The sequence below is a fragment of the Nitratidesulfovibrio termitidis HI1 genome (assembly GCF_000504305.1).
Taxonomy (GTDB): Bacteria; Desulfobacterota; Desulfovibrionia; order Desulfovibrionales; family Desulfovibrionaceae; genus Cupidesulfovibrio; species Cupidesulfovibrio termitidis.
In genome coordinates this window covers 1,460,257-1,480,271 of sequence record NZ_KI632512.1, presented here as the reverse complement: position 1 = coordinate 1,480,271, position 20,015 = coordinate 1,460,257, and the positions used below count along the sequence as shown (strand labels likewise).

The following is a 20,015-nucleotide window of genomic DNA, read 5'->3' as shown; positions in this document are numbered from 1 at the left end:
AAGGCGTGGGAGTGACATGGGCATGTGTGGGGCGTCGTTGTGGGTTGTTCGTTGAAGGGATCATAGTGAAAATGAAAATCCTTTTCAAGTAAAAAGCGCAACGCCTCGTGAAAAAGGCCGGATACCGTGCGGACTCCTTTTCGGTCGCCACGCCATACTGGGTGCGGGCAGTCATATTTTGCAAGTTTTTCCAAATTGTTGGAGGATGTTGCGCGCTGCTTGCGCGGGGTCGCGGCGTGGCGTAGAGAGGCATGGCCGCATCCCCGCGGCCATGGCCAGACCGCAACGCGCCGAAATACCGGCACCGGAGCCTTCCGTGGACATCCTGGGCATTCTTTCCGCCTTTGCTTCCTTCCTGCTGCACGTGGACAAGCACCAGTTCGAACTGGTTTCGAACTGGGGCATGTACACCTACGCCATCCTGTTCCTGATCGTGTTCTGCGAGACGGGGCTGGTGGTCACGCCGTTCCTGCCCGGTGATTCGCTGCTCTTCGCGGCGGGCACCATCGCCGGGGCCGGGCACCTGGAATACTTCCCCCTGGCGATCACGCTGCTGGCCGCCGCCATCATCGGCGACGGCGTGAACTACCGCATCGGACGGTACATCGGCCCACCGGTGTTCGAAAGGAACTATCGACTGCTCAACCGCCAGCACCTGTACCGGGCGCACGAATTCTATGAACGCCACGGCGGCAAGGCCATCGTGCTGGCCCGTTTCGTGCCGGTGGTGCGCACCTTTGCGCCCTTCGTGGCGGGGGTGGCGGCCATGGACGCCCGGCGATTTCTGCTGTTCAACGCCAGCGGCGCCCTGCTGTGGGTCGGCCTGCTGGTGACGGCAGGATTCTTCCTGGGCAACATGCCGTTGGTGCAGCGTAATTTCAGTCTGGTCGTCTACGGCATCATTGCAGTGTCCGTGCTGCCCATCGTGGTGGAATACGTCCGGGCCAGGCTGCGCAGGGAACGCTGACGGCATGGGTACAGTGTGTAAGTGAATGCTTCTTTACTTGCCTGCGCCGCATCCTGCCTGCATGGGCGGGGTGCGGCGTTCGTCATGATGCCAGTCGGTTGCCTTGCGTGCGCCGGGTGATGTTGCGGGACCGCATCGTACTGGTGCGGTTTTCCCGTTGACGCTGCATGGCTTTTGAGTAGTGTGACATCGTCGGATATGGCTGCGCCGGTTTCGGGGGGAATCGGGCGCGGCAGGACGCAAGGGGCCGATGCAATGCAGGCTGGAAATGGCGCGGGCAGCCGCGAATGTCCGGAAGGCACGGAGCTGGCGGAACTGACGGAACTGGCCGATCAACAGTCGGGGCAGGCCGGGCAGAACGTGGCGGCTGGTCCGGACGGGCAGCCCGCCGGTTCGCTGGAGCAGGCGCGCCGGGACGCCGAACTGTTTCGCGGCGTATTCCGCAACATGAACGCGGGCGTGATGGTGCTGCGCCCCGTGCATGCCCATGGGGACGACTGCGCCGACTTCACCCTGCTGGACATCAACCCCGCGGGCGAACGGCTGAGCTGCCTGACCCGCGCGGAGTGCACCGGCAGCCTGCTGTCCGGTCTGCTGCCCGCCCCGGTGGCCGCCACCCTGCGCGAGGCCCTGGCCCGTGCGTGGCGCAGCGGCATTGCCGAGCATCTTCCCTCCTTCCTGTACAGCGACAAGATACGCGGCTGCTGGCGTCACTACTTCATCAGCCGTGCCGATTCGGGCGACCTGCTGCTGATCTACGAGGACGTCACCGAACGCTACATGGCCCTGGCCAACCTTGCCGCCGGAGAAGAAAAGTACCGCGCCCTGGTGGAAAACACCCCGGACATCATCATGCGCTTTGGCGGCGACCTGCGCCTGACCTACGTCAACGCCGCCATCAGTCCCTACCTGGGGCCGCCGGAAGCGCTCATGGGGCGCGGGGTGGCGGAACTGGGCCTTGCCCCCCAGGTGGCGGAATTCTGGGCACGCCAGTTGCGCGGTGTGCTGGAATCGGGCCGTCCGGTGCAGACCGACTACGTGTTTCACGGGCCCGCCGGGCGGGTGCTGTTCGACTGGCGGCTGGTGCCCGAGCGCGGGGTGGACGGGGGCGTGGCCTCGGTGCTCAGTCTGCTGCGCGACGTGACCCGCCAGCGTTCCACCGAGCATGATTTCCGTACCCTGTTCCGCAAGCTGATCACCAGTTTCGCCGTGCACGAGGCGCTGCTGGACGACGCCGGGCGGCCTGTGGATTTCCGGTTTCTGACGGTGAACCCGGCCTTCGAGGCCATGGCTGGCCGCCGGGCCGAAGAAGTGCTGGGGCGCACGGCCAGCGAACTGTTCGGTCCGCAGGATCCGGCATGGATCGCGGTGCTGGGCCGGGTGGCCCTGACCGGCGAGCCGCTGCATACCGAACGCTATTCCCGCAACATGGGCAAGTGGCTGGAGATGACCGTGTACCGGGTGCGCGAACGCCAGTTCGCCATCATTGCCGCAGACGTCACCGAACGCCGCAACGCCCGGCGCGAACGCAGGCTGAGCGCGGCGCGGCTGTCGGCCCTGCACCGCCTGTCGCGCATGGACGCGGCGCCAGAACGGTCGATCATGCGCTTTGCCCTGGAGCAGGCCGTGCGCCTGACCGGCAGCGAACTGGGCTACCTTGCCCTGGTGGACGACGGACGGGTGACGGCGGACGGCGTGCTGTGGTCGCATCTGGTGACGGAGCCGGGGATGCCTGCCGCTGTTTCCGGCGTGTCTCCGCAGGGCGGGCCGGACGAAAGGACGGAAGGCAGAACGGGCGGAAGGGCGGCCCTGGCCGGGCCGTGGACCGAGGTGGCGCGCACCGGCCAGCCGGAAATCCGCAATGGCATCCCGGCAGGCGGGGCTGGCGCACCCGGTACCATGGGCGCGGTGAATACGGCGGAAACGGAACCGGCCCACCGCGTGGGCGGCATTTCACTGTGGCGGCATCTGGCCGTGCCCGTGCTGGAAGAAGGACGGCTGGTGGCCGTGGCGGGCGTGGCCAACAAGGACCTGCCCTACGAGCGGGCCGACCGCCGCCAGCTGGAGCTGTTCATGCACGGCATGTGGGAACACATCGCGCGGCGGCGGGCCATGGTCTCGTTGCGGCGGGCCAAGGAGGCGGCCGAGGCGGCCAGCCGGTCCAAGGACGAATTTCTGGCCAACATGAGCCACGAACTGCGCACCCCGCTCAACGGGGTGCTGGGCATGCTGCAACTGCTGGACGGTCCAGACCTGAGCGAGGAGCGGCGCAGCTACCTGGGCACGGCGGTGGAATCCGGCCATGCCCTCCTGCGTATCATCGACGACCTGCTGGACCTTTCCGCGCTGGGCGCGGGCGGATCAGGCCTGCGCGACGAGCCGTTCGACCCGGCGGGGGTGCTGCGCCAGGTGGCCGACATGGTGGACCCTGCCGCCCGGCGGCGCGGACTGGCGCTGGGCCTGATCGTCGATGCGCTGCCCCGGCGGGTGCGCGGCGACGCGGCGCGGCTGCGCCAGATATTGTACAATCTGGTGGCCAACGGGGTGAAGTTCACCCATCAGGGCGGGGTGGACATCCTGGCCTGCCCCGTGGGCGGCGACAGGCTGCTGTTCACCGTGCGCGACACGGGCATCGGCATTCCGGAAGAAAAGCTGGCCGTGGTCTGCGAACCCTTTGCCCAGGTGGATGGCTCGTCCACCCGGCGCTATCAGGGGGCCGGACTGGGGCTTGGCATCGTGCGCCGCCTGGTGGCGCGCATGGGCGGTACCATGACCATGGAGAGCGAAGAGGGCGTGGGCACTTCCGTCCATGTCTGCCTGCCGTTGCCCAAGGTGGACGCCGTCAACGGAACCAACGGCGTGAACGGGCTGGGCAGGGTGAACGGGGTGAACGGCAGGCAGCACGACGGACCGCCCGGTGGAGTGCATGACGGCACTCTCCGTGCCGGCTCAGCGGCCCCCGCCTCTCCGGAATCCTGTGCGGAATGCCGCGCGGCCACGGCGGCGGCGTCTTTGAAGCTGGGGGAATTGGGAGAGCTGCGTGCACTGCGGGTGTTGGTGGCGGAAGATGATCTGATCAACCGGCTTACCGTACAGCGCATGCTGGAACGCGAAGGCCATCGCGCGGTGTGCGTGGAGAACGGGGCCGATGCGGTGCGCGCGGCGGGCGAGGCGGAGTACGACCTCATTCTCATGGACATCCAGATGCCCGAGATGGACGGCACCGAGGCCGCCCGGCGCATCAACGACCTTGCGCACAGCACGGGCCGGTCGCGCCCGCCCATCGTGGCCCTGACAGCCCATGCCCTGCGCGGCGACCGCGAGCGGTTTCTGGCGTCGGGCATGGACGACTACATCGCCAAGCCCCTGGAGCGCGACGTGTTGCGCCGCGTGCTGCAACGGCTGATGAACTGACGGCGGCCTTGCCGTCGGCAATTCCCTTCGGCCCGCGCGAGTGCTGCGCGTTCCGCCGCCATCCCCCGTTTCTTTGGTGCTGTTCCCGGCCCGCCGCGCGCGGTTGCGCCAAGCCGCGCTTTCGCGTACTTCGGGGGCCACGCCGGGCGCACGCCGCGCCCCGGCCTTCCCGTCCGCCCCGCCCCGTCCGCCCGCCGTTCGTTCGCCATCCGGCCAACACCACGGCCCGCCGCGCGGGGCGCAACAGCAGGAGATTTCTATGCTCAGAAGCATGACCGGTTTCGGACGCAGCTTCCTTGAAGACGCCGACTGGACGCAGACCTGGGAAGTGCGCAGCGTCAATGGCCGCCACCTCGACATGAAGTGGCGGCTTCCCGTTTTCGTACGCAACCTTGAGCCGCGCTTCGAAAAGGTGGTGCGCAAGTTCGCCACGCGGGGCCGGGTGGACATCACCCTGGGGCTGCAACTGCGCCGGGGCGACCTGGGCGTGGTGGGCTTCAACGAAACCCAGGCCTCGGCCATGCTGGATACCCTGGCCTCTTTCGCCGCCGGGCGCGGGGATGCCTACAGTCCGGACTACAACCGCATGCTCGGCCTGTCCTTTCTGTGGGAGGACGCGGGCGCGGAGCCGGACGAGGAACTGCTGGCCGGGCTGGAGGCGGGCCTTGCCGCCGCGCTGGAAGACTGGAACGAATCGCGCGCCCGCGAGGCCAAGGCCCTGGCCATGGACATGACCTCGCGCATCATCCGCATGGACGAATGGGTGGCCCGCATAGAGGAACGCGCCCCGGACATCAAGGAAGAACGCTTCCAGAGCGTGCGCGACCGCCTGTCCGAATTGCTGGAACGCGCCGGGAGCGAACTGGACGAAGGGCGCTTTCTGCAGGAAATCACCCTGCTGGCCGACAAACTGGACGTGAGCGAGGAACTGACCCGCCTGCGCGCCCACCTGGACCGGCTGCGCGAGCTCATGGACCAGGGCGGCGACGCGGGCAAACGCCTGGACTTCACGCTTCAGGAGTGCTTCCGCGAGATCAATACCTGCGGCAACAAGATCCAGGACGCGCAGATTTCGCGCCTGGTGGTGGACTTCAAGAGCGAACTGGAAAAGTACCGCGAGCAGGTTCAGAACATCGAATAGCCAGCCCGTGCCCGCCCGCGCCCGGCAGCAAGCATTGTCGGGGCGACGCGCCGGGCATGACGCAACGGGGCACGCCGGAACGCCATGCAGCAGAAACCGTCATCGCAAAAGCTCATCAACGTAGGCTTCGGCAACTTCGTCGTGGCCTCGCGCGTGGTGGCCATCGTCAACCCCTCGTCGTCGCCCATGCGCCGCCTGCGCGAGGACGCGCGGCAGGAGGGGAGGCTGGTGGACGCCACGCAGGGCCGCAAGACCCGCTCCATCATCATCACAGACTCGAACCACGTCATCCTTTCGGCCATCCAGGCCGAAACCGTGGGCCAACGCTACACGCAGGAGGACGCCGACTGATGGCCCGCCAACGCTCCGGCATCGTGCTCGTGCTGTGCGCCCCCTCGGGCACCGGCAAGACCACCCTGACCAAACGCCTGCTCGCGGAATTTCCCCGCTTCGCCTATTCCATTTCCTACACCACCCGCCAACCGCGCACGGGCGAGGTGAATGGCCGCGACTACCATTTCGTCACGGTGGCCGAATTCACCCGCCTGCGCGATGAAGGCTTCTTTGCCGAATGGGCCGAGGTGCACGGCAACTTCTACGGAACGCCGCTGCAAGCCACCCTGGACATGCTGCGCGACGGCCGCGACGTGATCTTCGACATCGACGTGCAGGGCGCAAGCCAGTTGCGCGGCAGCCTGCGCCAGGGGTGCTACGTGTTCATCCTGCCGCCATCGCGGGCGGAACTGGAACGCCGCCTGCGCGCGCGCGGCACCGACGACGAGCCCACCATCCAGCGCCGCCTGGCCAATGCGGCCAAGGAACTGGACCAGGCCCACTGGTTCAACGCCTGGATCGTCAACGAAGATCTGGAAACCGCCTACGACGAACTGCGCGCCGCGTACATCGCGGCCACGCTGTCGCCCTCGTGCAGCCCCGACCTTGTGGGGGGGCTGATGGAGGGGTGGCGGGAAGGACGGTGAGCCGCATGGCCGAACTGGTCATCGCACTGGACTACCCGGCCATGGACGCCGCTCTGGCCACCGCCCGCGCGCTGCGCGGCGCGACCAATGTGCCCGATGCGGGGGACCACGCCGGGGGCCGCCTGTGGATGAAGGTGGGGCTGGAACTGTTCACCGCCAGCGGACCCGATGTGGTGGCCCGCCTGAAGGACATGGGCTTTCCCGTGTTCCTGGACCTGAAGTTCCACGACATCCCCAACACGGTGCGCGGGGCGGTGCGTTCCGCCGTGGCCACCGGGGCGGACATGTGCAACATACACCTTTCCGGCGGCGAACGCATGTGCCGCGCGGCAGTGGATGGGCTGGCCGAGGGCGCGGCGGCGCGCGGGCACGGGGTGGCTCCGATACTGCTGGGCGTCACCGTGCTGACCAGCGTGGCGCCGGGCGAGTTGCCGGGCGGCGCGGACCCGTCAGCCGAGGCAGCCCGCCTGGCCGTGTGCGGGCGGGAGTGGGGCCTGAGCGGCGTTGTCTGCTCCGGGTACGAGGCAGAAGGCATCAAGCAGCGTTGCGGGCATGATTTTATCTGCCTGACGCCGGGCATCCGGCCTGCCGCCCCCCAGGGAAGCGGTTCGGGCGGCGATGACCAGCGCCGGGTAATGACCCCGGCCGAGGCCGTGCGGGCCGGTTCCGACTACCTGGTGGTGGGCCGCCCGGTGACCGGCGCGGCTGGCCGTAATGGCCCGGCGGACGCGGCGCGGCGCATCCTGGCGGAGATGCACGGGGCCTGAGGGCGTTGGGGCAGGTACATGTGGCCGCAATGCGCGCAGCCGGGCGCATCCGATCTGGACGGAAAAGTTTCACGGCGCCGACGGGGGGTTGGCGTTGCAGGGCACACGTGCTCTCAAGGCATGGCGGTTGTTGCCGATATGTGAGAAAAGGGGGATAATGATGGCTGGTACGGTCGCGCGTGGCGCGGTCGGCCTGCCGCGCCCGGCATGAACCTGTTCCGGAAAACCGGGCCGATGCCAGACATGTGCCCCCGGCTGGAGGCTTCAGATGACCGACGTGACCCGCGACGACCCGATTCCCACCGCCCCGGCGGCGCATGCCCCACAGGGTAGCCAGCGAGGCAGGGAACGCATCAAGGGCGTGTTCTCGACGCAGGACGTGAAGAAGGTGGGCACCGGCACCACCACCCGCAAGACCATCCAGAAGGGTTTCTGGTACGCCGAAGAGACCGAGAAGGGCGATGTGGAGGTACAACCCCTCAACAACAATTATATCCCCTCCGGTCCCAAGCGGTGCATCACCATGGACGAACTGCTGGAAAAGTTCGCGCCGGAGCCGGAATTCTACGTCCAGACCGTCTTTCCCCGCATGCGCGAGCTGAACAAGACCGTGGCCCGCGCCGACCGCCATCGCCAGAAGGGCGAGACCTTCAGCGCGGAATACGAGTACGGCAACGCCCTGCAGGTGGACGAAGAGAACGTGCGCGCCAACTTCGGGCTGGGGCTGACCTATCTTTCGCGCGGAGAAACGGGCAAGGCCGACGACATCTTCGAGCGGCTGGTGAAGCTGGAGGCCGCCTTTGACGAGGAGCACAAGCACCTTTTCAACGAATTCGGCATCAACCTGCGCAAGAACCAGATGTTCGACCAGGCCGTGACCTATTACACGCGTGCCCTGGAACTGACCCGCAAGGACGAGAACCTGCACCTGAACATGGCCCGCGCCATGCTGGAGAAGAAGAACTTCACCGGCACGGTGGAGCATGTGTTGAAGGCGCTGGAAATCAACCCCGCCATCGACGCAGGCATCAAGTTTCTGCAATGGTTGTTGGCCAAGAAGCTGGTGCCCGCCGAACAGCAGGACGCCGTGCGCGAAATGGTGGCCCGTATCGCCGATGGCGGTCAGGCCCCGGCAGCCGAAGACACGGGCGGAGGCGGGTCGTGAGCCCCGCCGGTGGCGCAGGGGGCGGCGTACCCCCCGACCCTGCCCGACCTGCCGGATATGGCGGTGCTGGCGGTCTGGACGCGGCCCAGGCGCTGCTGGACGAACTGCTGCGCCGCCCGCCGGAACTGCCCTACGATCCTGGCCTGTTGCGCGAGCTGTTCGATTCCACCCGCGACGATTCCATGGCCCCCCTGTCCGCCGTGGCCGGGGTGGTCAACAAGGCGCAGGGGCTTGCCACCCGCGTGCTGTCCCTTGCCAACTCCGCCTATTACGGCCTGCAATCGGAGGTGACCTCCGTCCAGCGGGCCGTCGCCGTTCTGGGCATGGCCGAAATCCGCGCGCTGGTGCTGGCGCTGGGTGTTTCGCGCATGATCGACCGCTCGCGCCTGCCCGCCGCGTTCGACCTGCGCGAATACTGGGGGCACCAGCTTTCCGTGGCCTCAGGGTGTCGCCTGCTGGCCCGCCGCCTGCCCGGTTGCGATGCGGAAACCTGCTACACCGCCGGGTTGCTGCACGACCTTGGCAAGCTGCTTATCGCCGCCTACCGTCCGGACGACTGGGTGGCCATCCGTCAGTCGGCCAGGGACGAGCACCTTACGGATTCCGAAGCGGAGGACATGTTGCTTGGACTGGACCACGGCGTGGTGGGGGCGCGTCTGCTGTCGTTCTGGGACCTGCCCATGGCCCTGACGGAGCCCATCAACTGGCACCATGCCCCGCATCTGGCGGGCGAGCATGAGCGCGCCGCGCTGGTGGTGCACGTGGCCGACGCCGCATTGCGCCTGCGCGAACGGTTGGCAGAGCGGGACGCGGACGGTCTGCCCGGCGGCCTGCCGGATGGTTTGCCTGATGATGTGCTGATTCCGCAGGGGCTGGACGACGCGGCCCGTTCGCTGGGGGGTGACGTGGCGGCCTTCCTGTCGGAAATCGAAACCCTGCTCGAAGGTGAGCGGATTGGGCAGCTTGTGTCGCAACTGGCGTGATACGGCGATGGATTGGTGCATACCCGGTACCCTTGCCGTGATGCCCTTCGCGTTGCGACTGCGACGAATGATTTCACCACCCGAAATGGCCTAACCCCAAATGAAAAGTCTGGGGGGGAGGGGTTCGGGGAGGAAGCCCCTTTGCCTCAGCCGTTAGGCGAGCTTGCGAGCCTTACGGATGAGGATTGCAACGCGCAAAGGGTCCCCTTCCCGTTGCTCTCCCCCAGTTTTGTCGACTTTTTCCCGGAGCATGCGTGACCCGCAACTGGATATTCCGCCCGGAGCCGGAGGCGGCAACGCCGCCGTTCACGGCATGGGCAGAGCGGCTGGAAGTATCGGAACTCATCGTGCGCCTGCTGTGGCGGCGCGGGGTGGGATCCGTGGACGACATGGCCCTGTACCTGTCGCCCAACCTGCGGCACCTGGCTCCGCTGGCCGAATGGCCGGGGCTGGAGCAGGCGGCCAGCACCCTGACGGAGGGCCTGCTGGCCGGGCTGCCCTTTGCCGTATGGGGCGACTATGACGTGGACGGGGTGACCTCCACGGCGCTGGTCAAGGGCGTGCTGGCCCACCACGGCATCGCGGCGGCGCATCACATCCCGGACCGGCGCGAGGAAGGTTACGGCCTGAACGTGGCATGGGTGGAGCGGCTTGCTGAGCAGGGCGTGCGCCTGCTGCTGACCGTGGACTGCGGCATCTCGGATGTGGAGCCGGTACGCCGGGCGCGCGAACTGGGCATGACCGTGGTGGTGTCCGACCACCACATGCCGCCCGAGGGCCTGCCCGATGCCCACGCCATCTGCAACCCGCGTCTGGCGGAATGCCCGTGCCCGGCCCTGGCCGGGGTGGGGGTCAGCTTTCTGGTCATGGCGGCCGTGAACGCGGCCCTGGCCGAACGCACCGGCAAGAAGGCCGACATGCGCGAGTTCCTCGATCTGGTGGCGCTGGGCACCCTGGCCGACGTGGTGAACCTGCACGGGCAGAACCGCATCCTGGTCAAGAACGGCCTGCTGAAGATAGCGGAGGCCCGGCGTCCCGGCATGGCCGCGCTGAAGACCGTAAGCGGGTACAACCCGTCGGCGGCCATTGGCGCGGGGCAGGTGGTGTTCGGCCTTGCGCCGCGCATCAACGCGGCGGGGCGCATGGGCAAGGCGGAACTGGCCCTGCGACTGCTGCTGACCGACGACCACGCCGAGGCGGCAGGCCTTGCGCAGGAACTGGACGCGGAAAACGCCCGCCGTCGGGCAGAGGAAGACCGCATCCTGGACGCCGCGAAAAAGCAGACCGAGGGGCAACTGGACCGCATGGGCCTTGTGCTGCACGGCGAGGACTGGCACCCCGGCGTCATCGGCATCGTGGCCTCGCGCATCGTGGACGAATTCTACCGGCCCACGCTGATATTGAGCCGCGACGGCGAGACCATGAAGGGGTCGGGCCGATCGGTGGCGGAATTCGACCTGCATGCCGGGCTGACTCGCTGCGCCGACCTGTTCACCGCGTTCGGGGGGCACCATCAGGCGGCGGGCATGAGCATGGCCGCCAGCCATGTGGATACCCTGCGCGAACGGTTCGACGCCGTGGTGCGGGCGGACCTGGGCGACACCCCGCTGACCCCGCGCCTGAAGCTGGACGGCGAACTGGGCTTTGCCCTGGCGGGTGACTTCACCCTGCTGAAGGAACTGGAAATGCTCCAGCCGTTCGGCACGGGCAACGCCGAGCCGGTGTTTGCCTCGCCGCCGGTGCTGGTGCGCGACCTGCGCCGCTTCGGCCCCACGCGCGACCACGTGGAACTGCAACTGACCGACGAGAGCTGCGGCATCACCCTGCGGGCCAAGGCGTGGCGCCAGTCCGGCCAGTTTCCGGACAGCCTGCGCGGCACGCGGGTACGCCTGGCCTATACCCCGCGTATCGACAGGTACAACGGCGCGGCCTCGGTGGATTTGCGCATCAAGGACTGGAAGCGGGAGTAGGGATGCCGATTCCAGCCTGATGCCCTGCGGGCGATGGTCAGCAGGCGTTGCTCTCGACCCTGCGCACGGCTATCGTCCCCTTGCTGCACGGCTGCTTGCGCGCCGTATCTGTTCGCCGGAGTTACCCTTGGACGAGAGCCTGCACCCACAGGATGGCGGTGCGCCATCATCGGACGGAGACAGCGCCGGTAACGGCGCTTCCGGCCAGCACCGCAACGGACGTTCCGCACTGACGCGCCTGTGGCGGGCCGTGCGGCTGCATCGGCTGCGGCTGGTGCGGCTGCCCTCCACGCCGCACCGCATCGCGCTGGGCGTGGGTCTTGGCATGCTCATCGGGTCCATTCCGCTGATTCCTTCGCAGATGGTGCTGGCGGGCGCGGTGGCCTGGCTGCTGCGGGCCAGTCCCACGGCTGCCATCGTCACCACGCTGTATTCCAATCCGGTCACCTGCGGGCCGCTGTACGTGCTGTTCTTCGCCATCGGCTCGTTCCTGTTGCCGAACATGCATGTGGCGCTGCCCGACGACCTCGCCAATCTCACCTCGTTGTTGTCCATGGGCTGGGACGTGTATCTGGTGTTGTGCGCGGGTGGGGTGGTGTTCGGCGCGGTGGCCGGGGTACTGGCCTACGTGGCGGCCTATCGCATGGTGGCCGCCTATCAGCAGCGCCGGGTGCGCTGGCGCACCGGGGCCAGAAACGCTCCGCCCGTGCAGCCGGGCTGTGCGCCGTCCGAAGACGGCGATGGCTGCGAACCGGATGGCGCCGGGAGTGGCGGCGGGGTGGCGGAGAAGCGTAATGGCGGGCGCGACGAACACCGGTAGCACGACGGCTGGGCGTCAGTTGGGCGGCATGAAATGAAGGCAGAGCCGACGCCCAAATGGTGCGCGATCAGCTGTGCTGTCAGGAGAAAGGCAGGCCCTGGCAGATACTGCGGTCGCAGGTGCTCGCCAACGTCCCGCCAACGTCCCGCCAACGTCTCGCTGACGGGCGGCAGGCTGGCGCTGCCAATCGGAAATCGGGCGGATGGGCTCAGGTATCGAGGCGGTACGCGGTGCGTGCCGCCTCTTGCAGTTCCGGCGGCAGCAGATGCAGCCACGGCGGCGGGCAGGCAGCGTGAAAGCCCGGCAGTTCGATGCGGGCGTGGTGCAGGAACAGCGTGGTTGCGGCAAGGGGGCGTGCGCCCTGCGGGTGTGGCATGGGGGCGGTGGCACCGGGGTCATCCGGGGCGCCATAGCGCGTATCTCCCACGATGGGGTGTCCCAGCGCGGCGAGGTGGGCGCGTATCTGGTGCCGCGCGCCCTTGCGGATGACGCAACGTACCAATGTACAGGGTGCGCCGGGGGTACTGGCGGGGCCAGGCGCAGATGCGGGGCGGGCGGACGCGAAGGCGGAATCTTGCCCGGCATTGCCCGCGAGAGGAGGCGGGCAGGGCGCGGCATCCGGAATGTGCGTGACATGCATGACGCCCAGGGGGGTGACCTCGGTATGGCGCAGCGGGTCGGGCGTATCCTGCTGCAGGACGCGGGTGGTGACCCTGTTGGCCGTATCCAGCGCGCGGCGCATGGTGGCCGGATGAGCCAGCACCCCGTGCACCAGCGCGAGATAGGTCTTGGTTGCCTGGCCGGAATCCTCGGCGGCGTGAAAACGGTCGGCGGCCTGCGGGGTGCGCGCGGCCAGCAGGATGCCGGAGGTGGGGCCGTCCAGCCGGTTGAGCAGGCGCGGGAAACCCATGGGTGCATCCGTGCCGGGCATTGGCCGGGAAGCATCGGGGGCAGTCAGACCGGCCAGACCCGCCGGGTCAGCAGGGATAAGCCTCCCCAGAAGGTCGGGCAACAGTGCTTCCACGTTGGGTGCGGCACTGCCCGCTATGGCGGCGGAATGCAGGCCGCCGGGCTTGTACAGGGCCACCAGCCCGTCAACCTCCGCCAGTACGTGGGGCGCATCGTTCTCGCCTGCCGGGGCATCACCCCGTGCGGCGCTCCGCAAGATGTCCGGTTCGACCTGCGGCCCGGTACTCACCGAAACGTCGTTTTTTTTGCCGCGTGCCGCATCCAGCGGGCGCACGTCCACCCGTTGTCCGGCCCGCACCCGCGTGCCCGGCTGGGCTGGGCGCCCGTCCAGCAGCACGGCATGGGTCAGCCACAGGCGGCGGCGGGCGCGCAGGCCCGCGCCGGGCGGAAGAAGGGGAGGAGTGGGGCCTGCCCCGCTCATGGCCTGGTTGGGCTGTGGCGACAAGTGGAGCGACAATTGGGGCAGCAGGCGGGCCAGGGCGGCGTCAAGCCGGGCGCCGTCGTCTTCCGGCGCGATGCGTGCCGCCCCGGTGTTTGCCTCAGCGTGCACCGGAGGGGGCCGCCAGCGCCCGTTCCGCCGTGGACATGGCTCCCACGCGCAACGGCACGGCCACCCGGAAGGTGGTGCCGTTGCCGGGTTCGCTTTCCACCCATACCCGGCCACCATGCGCGGTGACGATGCGCTTGACGATGGTCAGCCCGAGGCCGGTGCTGGCCTCGCCCGCCGTGGGCCGGGCGCTGAGCTTTTCGAACGAGCGGAACATGCGTTCGCGTTCTTCGGGAAGGATGCCGGGGCCTTCGTCCGCCACCTCGAACACCGCTTCCGTGCCCTCCACGCGCACCTCCACGCGGATGCTCGTTTGCGGCGGGGTGAACTTCACCGCGTTGCTCAGCAGGTTGTCGAACACCTGGGCCATGCGGCGCGGGTCGAACATGCACTGGGCGTGTTCGAACTGCTTGTCGATGCGGATGTTCTTGGCGCCCGCCGCCAGAGAGGCAAAGGACAGCCGCTCCGCCGCCAGCACGGCCAGATCGCCGGGGTGCAGCACCAGGTCCAGTCTGCCGCTTTCGATGACGGTGACGTCCAGCAGGTCGTTGACCAGTTGGAGCATCTCGTTGCTGGCCTGGTGCACGGTGCCCAGCACGCTGCGCTGGTCGTCGGTCAGCGGGCCGAGCACGCCGTCCAGCAGCAGGCGGCTGAAGCCCCGGATGCCGTTGATGGGGTTGCGCAGGTCGTGCGCGGCCATGCCCAGGAAGCGGTTCTTGACGTCGTTCAGCTCCACCAGGGTGCGGGCGCGCTCCACCGTTTCCACGTTCTGCAGCACGCGGCAGTACAGTTCCTCGCGCAGGAAGGGCTTGGTGATGAAGTCGTCAGCGCCGTTCTTGATGAATTCCACGGTAAGCGGGCGTTCGGCGTGGACGGAAATGCCCATGATGGACAGCGTCTCGCGCGGGTAGCGCTCGCGGATGCGGCGGGTCAGTTCCAGTCCGTCCATGTCGGGCATCATGAAGTCGGTGATCACCAGCATCACGTCGGGGTTGCGCTCCAGCACGCGCAGGGCCGTGGGGCCGCCCGAGGCCTCGTACACCTGGAACATGTAGCGGCGCAGCTCTTCCTTCATGAAGGTGCGCATGGAGGGCGAATCGTCCACCACCAGGATCTTGGCCGTGCGGTTGCGGTGCAGCCGGTCCACGGCGCGCACCACGTTGTCCACGGCGTGCTCGTCCTTGATGATGTAGTCGATGACGTCCTTGGAAAGGATGTAGCGGCGCGTGGTGTCGTCCAGGCGGGATGTGAACACCAGCGAGGGCACCTTGCGGGCGCGTGCCTGGTCCACCACCTCGCCGTCGGGGGCGTCGGGCAGGGTAAGGTCGAGGATGGCGAGGAACAGGTTGGGGCCCTGCTCGTCCATGATGCGGACGGCCTCGGCGCACGTGCCCGCCGTGAGCACGGAAAAACCGAGAAGTTCGGTGATGCGCGCGCGCAGTTCGTCTGCGCTGGCGCGGCTGTCCTCGACAATGAGGATGAGCGGATGCGTCATGGTGCTCCGTGCGGGCGTGCTGGCTTGCCGATCACCCGGGAAGGGAATGGCAGGGGCAGGGTGCGTCATTTCACACGGATTTGCAAGCACCCGCGCAGAGCCCTGACGGCAGGGGTGGGACGCCATGGCCCGGCGGTGCATCCGCCTGGGCGGATGGCAGCGCAGGCGGCCACGCAGGGCATGTGCCGGGCACGCCAGCACACGGGCGCGCCCGCATGCGGGGCTGCGCCTTTTCATGGGGCCGACGAGGCCAGTCAAGGCCACCGGGCCAGCCAAGGCCGCCACGGCAGCGGGGCCTGGAAGGGGAAGGATGCCGACGTGAACGGCACGGGCGGCTGCACATCATTGCGCATGGGGGGGCGGCCGCCCGTACGCTCAGGGCAGCCTGCCGCCAACGGCGTCATCCGCGCTGGGAGTGAGTTGATAGCCCATTTCCTGGGCCATGTACTCCAGCGCGGCCACGTCGCGGGTCACCCGCATGATTTCCAGCAGGGTATCCGCGCCCAGCTTGGCGCTGTGGTCGTGCGGGTTCAGTTCGCGCATCATGGTGGGATAGGGCTTGCCGATCTGCTGGGCAACCCACTTGGACCGCCGCGCGCCAAGCACGGCGTTCTGGGTGATGCTGGTCACGCTTCTGCGCATGGGCGCTACCTCCTGCCTGCGGTGGTGGAAACCGGCGCGCCCCACCTGTTCGTTGACGGCGCGCGGAGGGCACTGGACCATGGTATCGCAGAAACCATGAAGCCGCGGGGTTGTAAACCTGCTGATACGGTATTTTGGGCGTTGAGCGTGACGGTATTTTCATGGTAGTGTCCCTCTGAATTGATGTAGGGTAGCACTTCATGCGGTAGGGGTTTGGCGTCTTTTTGACGGCAAAGCACTGCACGGCGCGGATGTGGGGCGCGGCGAGCGGGGGTGCAGGAACCGGGGGCATCGAGAAGGCAGCATGGAAAGTGAGCGCAACGTGTTCATTGCCGCGCATCAGCCGTTGATGCGCGAAGGGCTGAAGGTGCTGCTGCGCGGGCTGGAGGGGGTGCGCGTGTGCGGCGAGGCGTCGGACGGGCGTGCCGCGCTGGAAGGATGCGAACGGTTGGGGGCGGATCTGGCCGTCATCGAGTGCGGGCTGCCCCTGCTGGATGGGGTGTGCGTGATGCGGTTGCTCAAGCGCCGCCACCCGGGGCGACGGGTTCTGGCCATTGGCGGGGATGACCCGGCCATGCTGCGCCCCGCGCTGGAGGCGGGGGCCGACGGTTACCTGCTGCCGGAAGCCAGTGCCGACGAGGTGCGGCTGGCGGTGCGGGCGTTGCTGGCGGGTGGGGGCTGGCTGTCGCCCTGGGCCGCGCGCGAGGTGCTGCGCGACAGGCGCAACGCCGCCGAGGCGGAACCTGCGGGACAGAAGCGTGATGCGCTGACCCTGCTGACCCCGCGCGAGCGCGAGGTGCTGCATCTGGTGGCCGAAGGATACCGCAACCGCGAAATCGCCGGGCTGCTGGTGGTCAGTGACAGGACCGTGGAAAAGCACCGTGCCAACCTGTTCCGCAAGCTTTCGCTGCACTCGCAGGCCGAAGCCAGGGCCTGGGCCGAGGCGCGCGGTTTTGCGCTGCGGCCACGACCGCGCGGCGAACGATTGGGGTTGGGCTGAGCCGGGTGCCGAGCCGGGCGCGGCGCACGCGTTTTCGTGCCCGGCCCGTCAGGGCCGAGGTACGTGGCTATTCCTTGCGCACATGGCCCACGGTGCCGCCGGTCAGGCGCACCAGATCGCCCGGCGTCAGGGGAAACACCGCGTGCGGCGTGCCTGCCGCCGCCCAGATGTCCGGCAGGGTCAGCAGGTCCGCGTCGATCAGGCAGCCCACCGGAGTGGCGTGGGCCACCGGGGGCACGCCGCCGATGGCGTAGCCGGTGGCCTGGCGCACGAAGTCGGCGTCGGCGCGGCCCAGCGGTTCACCCGCCAGCGCGGCGGCGCGCTTTTCGTCCACCCGGTTGGCCCCGCTGGTGATGATCAGCCAGCCGCGCCCGCTCTGCTTGCCCTTGAAGATCAGCGACTTGGCGATCTGGGCCACGGTGCAGCCCACGGCATCCGCCGCCTCCTGGGCGGTGCGGGTGGAATCGGGCAATTCGCGCACCACGAAGCGCGGAGCACTGTATCCGCCGTCTGCCTCGCGCACGGCCTGGTCCAGCCAGTCCTGCACGCGGCGTGCGCTGGGGGAAAGGAATGCGTCGTCCATGAACCCCTCCTGCGGAAGATGTTTCCTGATGGGGGGATAGCCCATGGACACGGGCAGGGCAAGTCCGGGAGTACCGGGCTTGCCCTGCTCATTTTCCGTTGCGGCGGCATGCGGAGGGGCGCTGCGACAGGCCGGGGAGCAAGCGGCAGGAGGACCAAGCGGCCGGGGCGGACCTGCGGACCGCCCCGGGATGCAGCATCAGTCCTTGCCGCCCCCGTGCATCATGCGGATGTCCATGATGTCCTTGGCCGGGTAAACTCCGCTGGGGCAGGCCCGGCTGCACGCAAGATGGCGGCGGCAGTGGCGTTCGCCGTGCGGGCCCTTGCCGATGTGCAGCAACTCCTCGCGCCGTTCGGGGTGGCGGGCCAGTTCGCGGTTCAGCGCGGCCAGCGGGGCTGGCCCCATGAACAGGAACTCGGGGGAAGGCTCGTGCGCGTCGGCCCCGCCCGTGTCATGTGCGGACTGGCGCGTGGAGTGCGGCGTGGCCTGGGCCGCCGTGGGGGGCATGTCGTCGGTGCCGTTGCTGACCGGGCAGGCCGACATGCACGCCCCGCATTCGATACAGTTTTCCAGGCGGGTGTAGCGCGCCACCCCGTGCGGCACCCCGGTGGAGGCCTTTTCCACCGGGCGCACATAGCCCCAGTCCGGTTCGATGTGGGCGAACATGGGGCGCATGTCCACCATCAGGTCGCCCAGCACGGGCAGCGAGCGCAAGGGTTCCAGGGTCACCACGTCGGTGTTCAGGGCCAGCATGCCGGTGATGCAGGCCAGCCGTTCTCGCCCGTTGATGCGCATGGCGCAGGTGCCGCAACTGGAGTGGTGGCACGAGTGACGGTAGACCAGCGTGGGATCCGTCTCCACGCGGATGCGGTCCAGCACGTCCAGCACGGAATCCTCGGGCCGCACCGACAGCCGGTAATCGTCGAAGCGGGCGTTGGCCCCGCCGGGGCCGCTGCGCTGCACCCGTACCGTGAGCGTGCGCGCCTGTTGCGGCGCGGGGGCGGGCTGGAGGCCGGATTCGGGCGCTGCGGACGAGCCGTCGGGCGCGGTCTTTTCGGCGTCGCTCATGGGGTCATCTCCTGTAGAAGGCCCGCGCGGGCAGCAGGGGCGTTTCGCGCGTGCGGCAGGGCGCGTCGCGCCCGGTGAGGCGGCAGACGATGTCGGCGGTCTTTTCGGCCATGGCGCGCAGGGTCATGCCCTTGCCGCCGATGATGGACAGCAGGCCGGACACGTTGTCGCGCGTGCCATGGTCGTAGCAGTCGAAGGTGCGGCTGATTTCCTGCGGGCGGGCCGCGCCGGCGTTGCCGATGAGCGGGCGCGCGGCGGACCATGCCGAACGGATGGGGACGCCAGCGCAGGCGGGCACCATTTCCGAACACAGGCGCACCATGCGCTGCACATGCTCCGGCGGGACGTCCAGATGGTCGGGGTCGTCGGTGAGCCACATGGAGGTGCCCAGCACCGAAAGGCGGCGCTGCGGCACGATGATGTCGCCTTCGCTGGCCTTGCGCATGCGGTTGATGACCATGTTGGTCACCCGGCCCTCTATGGCCACCAGCACCCCCGGCCCCGGCTGGATGGGCACGTGCACCCCGGCCAGCGCCGCCACCTTGCCCGCCCAGGCCCCGGCGGCGTTGACCACCATGTCGGCGGGGGCGGACCATTCGCGGCCCCGCGTGCCGTGGGCGTCCTCGGCCAGGCTGCGCAGGCGCAGCCCGCGTACCGCGCCGCCCTGCACGTCAATGCCGACGACCTCGGTGAAGTTGTGGACCGTGGCCCCGCCCGCGCGCGCCGTAGCCAGAAAGGGCAGGGCCAGTCGCCACGCATCGACGGTGGCGTCCGGCACCTGCATGGCCGCCAGCACCGTATCGGTCAGGCCGGGTTCCAGCCTGCGGGCCTGTTCGGGCGTGTAGTCGCGCGTGGGAATGCCCGTGGCGGCGCAGGCATCCTTCAGCCGCTGGCGGTAGGCCATGTCCTCGTCGTCCAGCGCCACGAACAGCCCGTCGTTCTGCTCCATGGCCTGCGGGACCAGACGGCGCAGGATCATGTTTTCCTCGATGCATTCGCGCGCGGCCTCGGGGTCGTGCACCGCGTAGCGGGCGCCGCTGTGCAACAGCCCGTGGTGGCGGCCCGTGGCCCCGCTGAAAAATTCGCCCCGTTCGTAGATGGCCACGGAAAAGCCGCGCAGAATCAGGTCGTGCGCAAGGGCCGCGGCCGTGCCGCCCCCGCCGATGATGGCGATATGTTCCATGCGTGCTCCGCTGTGGGTATGCTGCCGTGCCGGTAACGCCGACATCTGCCGATCACGCCGCAATGGGCGCAAGCCGGAAGGGGCGTCCGGCGGTCCGGCATGCGTGCGGTGCTGGTTTGCCCCCCGCCCGCGCTTCTGACGCCGTCCCTTGGACGCCGGACCATGCATACCCCTAGCACGGATACGGGCCGATGGTACAGTGCGTGGGCATGATTGGCGAAATAATCTGGTGATTGGGCGAAAACCCAGTCCTGGAGCGGGTTCGGTCCGCCCCGGTCGCGAGGTGTGCCGACAGGGGGGCATGATGCGCGCGAACGGGGA

17 protein-coding genes are annotated in these 20,015 nt (G+C 68.4%); 11 read left to right on the top strand and 6 right to left on the bottom strand.

Features of this window, described 5'->3' with window-relative positions:
• Nucleotides 1-316: 316 nt before the first annotated feature.
• The 10 genes from DESTE_RS06065 (at nt 317) to DESTE_RS06020 (ending at nt 12,207) form a co-directional block, all read left to right on the top strand.
• A complete protein-coding gene (locus tag DESTE_RS06065; protein WP_035066053.1) occupies nt 317-967 on the top strand; it encodes a DedA family protein in 651 nt (216 codons plus the stop codon).
• Nucleotides 968-1,222: 255 nt separating this feature from the next.
• Nucleotides 1,223-4,381 carry a PAS domain-containing protein gene (locus DESTE_RS06060; protein ID WP_035066051.1) on the top strand — a complete coding sequence of 1,053 codons (3,159 nt, stop codon included), beginning with the start codon at nt 1,223-1,225 and terminating at the stop codon, nt 4,379-4,381.
• A 259-nt stretch (nt 4,382-4,640) separates the two neighbouring features.
• A complete protein-coding gene (locus tag DESTE_RS06055) occupies nt 4,641-5,522 on the top strand; it encodes a YicC/YloC family endoribonuclease (protein ID WP_035066049.1) in 882 nt (293 codons plus the stop codon).
• 84 nt (nt 5,523-5,606) lie between these two features.
• Nucleotides 5,607-5,873: a DUF370 domain-containing protein gene (locus DESTE_RS06050; RefSeq protein ID WP_007523300.1), complete on the top strand. Its 267-nt coding sequence runs from the start codon at nt 5,607-5,609 to the stop codon at nt 5,871-5,873.
• A complete protein-coding gene (gmk, locus tag DESTE_RS06045) occupies nt 5,873-6,502 on the top strand; it encodes a guanylate kinase (protein WP_035066047.1) in 630 nt (209 codons plus the stop codon). Before DESTE_RS06050 ends, gmk begins: the two co-directional genes overlap by 1 nt.
• Nucleotides 6,503-6,507: 5 nt before the next feature.
• Nucleotides 6,508-7,269 (top strand): orotidine-5'-phosphate decarboxylase, encoded by a 762-nt coding sequence (gene pyrF / locus DESTE_RS06040; RefSeq protein ID WP_035066044.1) that lies wholly within the window; start codon nt 6,508-6,510, stop codon nt 7,267-7,269.
• Between the two features lie 268 nt (nt 7,270-7,537).
• Nucleotides 7,538-8,434, top strand: coding sequence for a tetratricopeptide repeat protein (locus DESTE_RS06035; protein WP_035066041.1), 897 nt, complete (start codon nt 7,538-7,540; stop codon nt 8,432-8,434).
• The gene (locus DESTE_RS06030; RefSeq protein WP_084559374.1) at nt 8,431-9,417 is read left to right on the top strand and encodes an HDOD domain-containing protein; all 987 of its coding nucleotides are present in this window, start codon (nt 8,431-8,433) and stop codon (nt 9,415-9,417) included. Before DESTE_RS06035 ends, DESTE_RS06030 begins: the two co-directional genes overlap by 4 nt.
• 254 nt (nt 9,418-9,671) lie before the next feature.
• Complete coding sequence (recJ, locus tag DESTE_RS06025) at nt 9,672-11,387, top strand: single-stranded-DNA-specific exonuclease RecJ (RefSeq protein ID WP_035066038.1); 1,716 nt, start codon at nt 9,672-9,674, stop codon at nt 11,385-11,387.
• A 127-nt stretch (nt 11,388-11,514) separates the two neighbouring features.
• A complete protein-coding gene (locus DESTE_RS06020; RefSeq protein WP_035066035.1) occupies nt 11,515-12,207 on the top strand; it encodes a DUF2062 domain-containing protein in 693 nt (230 codons plus the stop codon).
• 208 nt (nt 12,208-12,415) lie between these two features.
• Here the strand turns inward: DESTE_RS06020 and DESTE_RS18335 are convergent, their stop codons facing one another.
• The 3 genes from DESTE_RS18335 to DESTE_RS06005 form a co-directional block, all read right to left on the bottom strand.
• Nucleotides 12,416-13,726 carry a pseudouridine synthase family protein gene (locus tag DESTE_RS18335; RefSeq protein WP_035066032.1) on the bottom strand — a complete coding sequence of 437 codons (1,311 nt, stop codon included), beginning with the start codon at nt 13,724-13,726 and terminating at the stop codon, nt 12,416-12,418.
• Nucleotides 13,716-15,218 (bottom strand): response regulator, encoded by a 1,503-nt coding sequence (locus DESTE_RS06010; RefSeq protein WP_035066029.1) that lies wholly within the window; start codon nt 15,216-15,218, stop codon nt 13,716-13,718. The genes DESTE_RS18335 and DESTE_RS06010 overlap by 11 nt, the downstream gene beginning before the upstream one ends.
• Nucleotides 15,219-15,593: 375 nt before the next feature.
• Nucleotides 15,594-15,860, bottom strand: a complete 267-nt coding sequence (locus DESTE_RS06005; protein ID WP_035066027.1) for a phage regulatory CII family protein — start codon at nt 15,858-15,860, stop codon at nt 15,594-15,596.
• A 304-nt stretch (nt 15,861-16,164) separates the two neighbouring features.
• Here DESTE_RS06005 and DESTE_RS06000 point away from each other — a divergent pair, with 304 nt between their 5' ends.
• Entirely contained in the window at nt 16,165-16,860 is a 696-nt protein-coding gene (locus tag DESTE_RS06000; protein WP_035066024.1) for a LuxR C-terminal-related transcriptional regulator, read from the top strand.
• A gap of 67 nt (nt 16,861-16,927) precedes the next feature.
• Here the strand turns inward: DESTE_RS06000 and DESTE_RS05995 are convergent, their stop codons facing one another.
• From DESTE_RS05995 to DESTE_RS05985, 3 genes are all read right to left on the bottom strand, one after another.
• Nucleotides 16,928-17,443, bottom strand: a complete 516-nt coding sequence (locus DESTE_RS05995) for a YbaK/EbsC family protein (protein ID WP_035066021.1) — start codon at nt 17,441-17,443, stop codon at nt 16,928-16,930.
• A 198-nt stretch (nt 17,444-17,641) separates the two neighbouring features.
• On the bottom strand, nt 17,642-18,511 hold the full coding sequence (locus DESTE_RS05990; protein ID WP_084559373.1) for a succinate dehydrogenase/fumarate reductase iron-sulfur subunit: 870 nt from the start codon (nt 18,509-18,511) through the stop codon (nt 17,642-17,644).
• Nucleotides 18,512-18,515: 4 nt separating this feature from the next.
• Complete coding sequence (locus DESTE_RS05985) at nt 18,516-19,694, bottom strand: FAD-dependent oxidoreductase (RefSeq protein ID WP_035066018.1); 1,179 nt, start codon at nt 19,692-19,694, stop codon at nt 18,516-18,518.
• Nucleotides 19,695-20,015 lie beyond the last annotated feature (321 nt).

Coding starts and splice junctions, on each gene's coding strand:
- DESTE_RS06010 (WP_035066029.1), bottom strand. CDS start 15,218: ATGACGCATCCGCTCATCCTCATTGTCGAGGACAGCCGCGCCAGCGCA.
- DESTE_RS06050 (WP_007523300.1), top strand. CDS start 5,607: ATGCAGCAGAAACCGTCATCGCAAAAGCTCATCAACGTAGGCTTCGGC.
- DESTE_RS05995 (WP_035066021.1), bottom strand. CDS start 17,443: ATGGACGACGCATTCCTTTCCCCCAGCGCACGCCGCGTGCAGGACTGG.
- DESTE_RS06060 (WP_035066051.1), top strand. CDS start 1,223: ATGCAGGCTGGAAATGGCGCGGGCAGCCGCGAATGTCCGGAAGGCACG.
- DESTE_RS05990 (WP_084559373.1), bottom strand. CDS start 18,511: ATGAGCGACGCCGAAAAGACCGCGCCCGACGGCTCGTCCGCAGCGCCC.
- DESTE_RS06000 (WP_035066024.1), top strand. CDS start 16,165: ATGGAAAGTGAGCGCAACGTGTTCATTGCCGCGCATCAGCCGTTGATG.
- pyrF (WP_035066044.1), top strand. CDS start 6,508: ATGGCCGAACTGGTCATCGCACTGGACTACCCGGCCATGGACGCCGCT.
- DESTE_RS06005 (WP_035066027.1), bottom strand. CDS start 15,860: ATGCGCAGAAGCGTGACCAGCATCACCCAGAACGCCGTGCTTGGCGCG.
- DESTE_RS05985 (WP_035066018.1), bottom strand. CDS start 19,694: ATGGAACATATCGCCATCATCGGCGGGGGCGGCACGGCCGCGGCCCTT.
- gmk (WP_035066047.1), top strand. CDS start 5,873: ATGGCCCGCCAACGCTCCGGCATCGTGCTCGTGCTGTGCGCCCCCTCG.
- DESTE_RS06055 (WP_035066049.1), top strand. CDS start 4,641: ATGCTCAGAAGCATGACCGGTTTCGGACGCAGCTTCCTTGAAGACGCC.
- DESTE_RS06035 (WP_035066041.1), top strand. CDS start 7,538: ATGACCGACGTGACCCGCGACGACCCGATTCCCACCGCCCCGGCGGCG.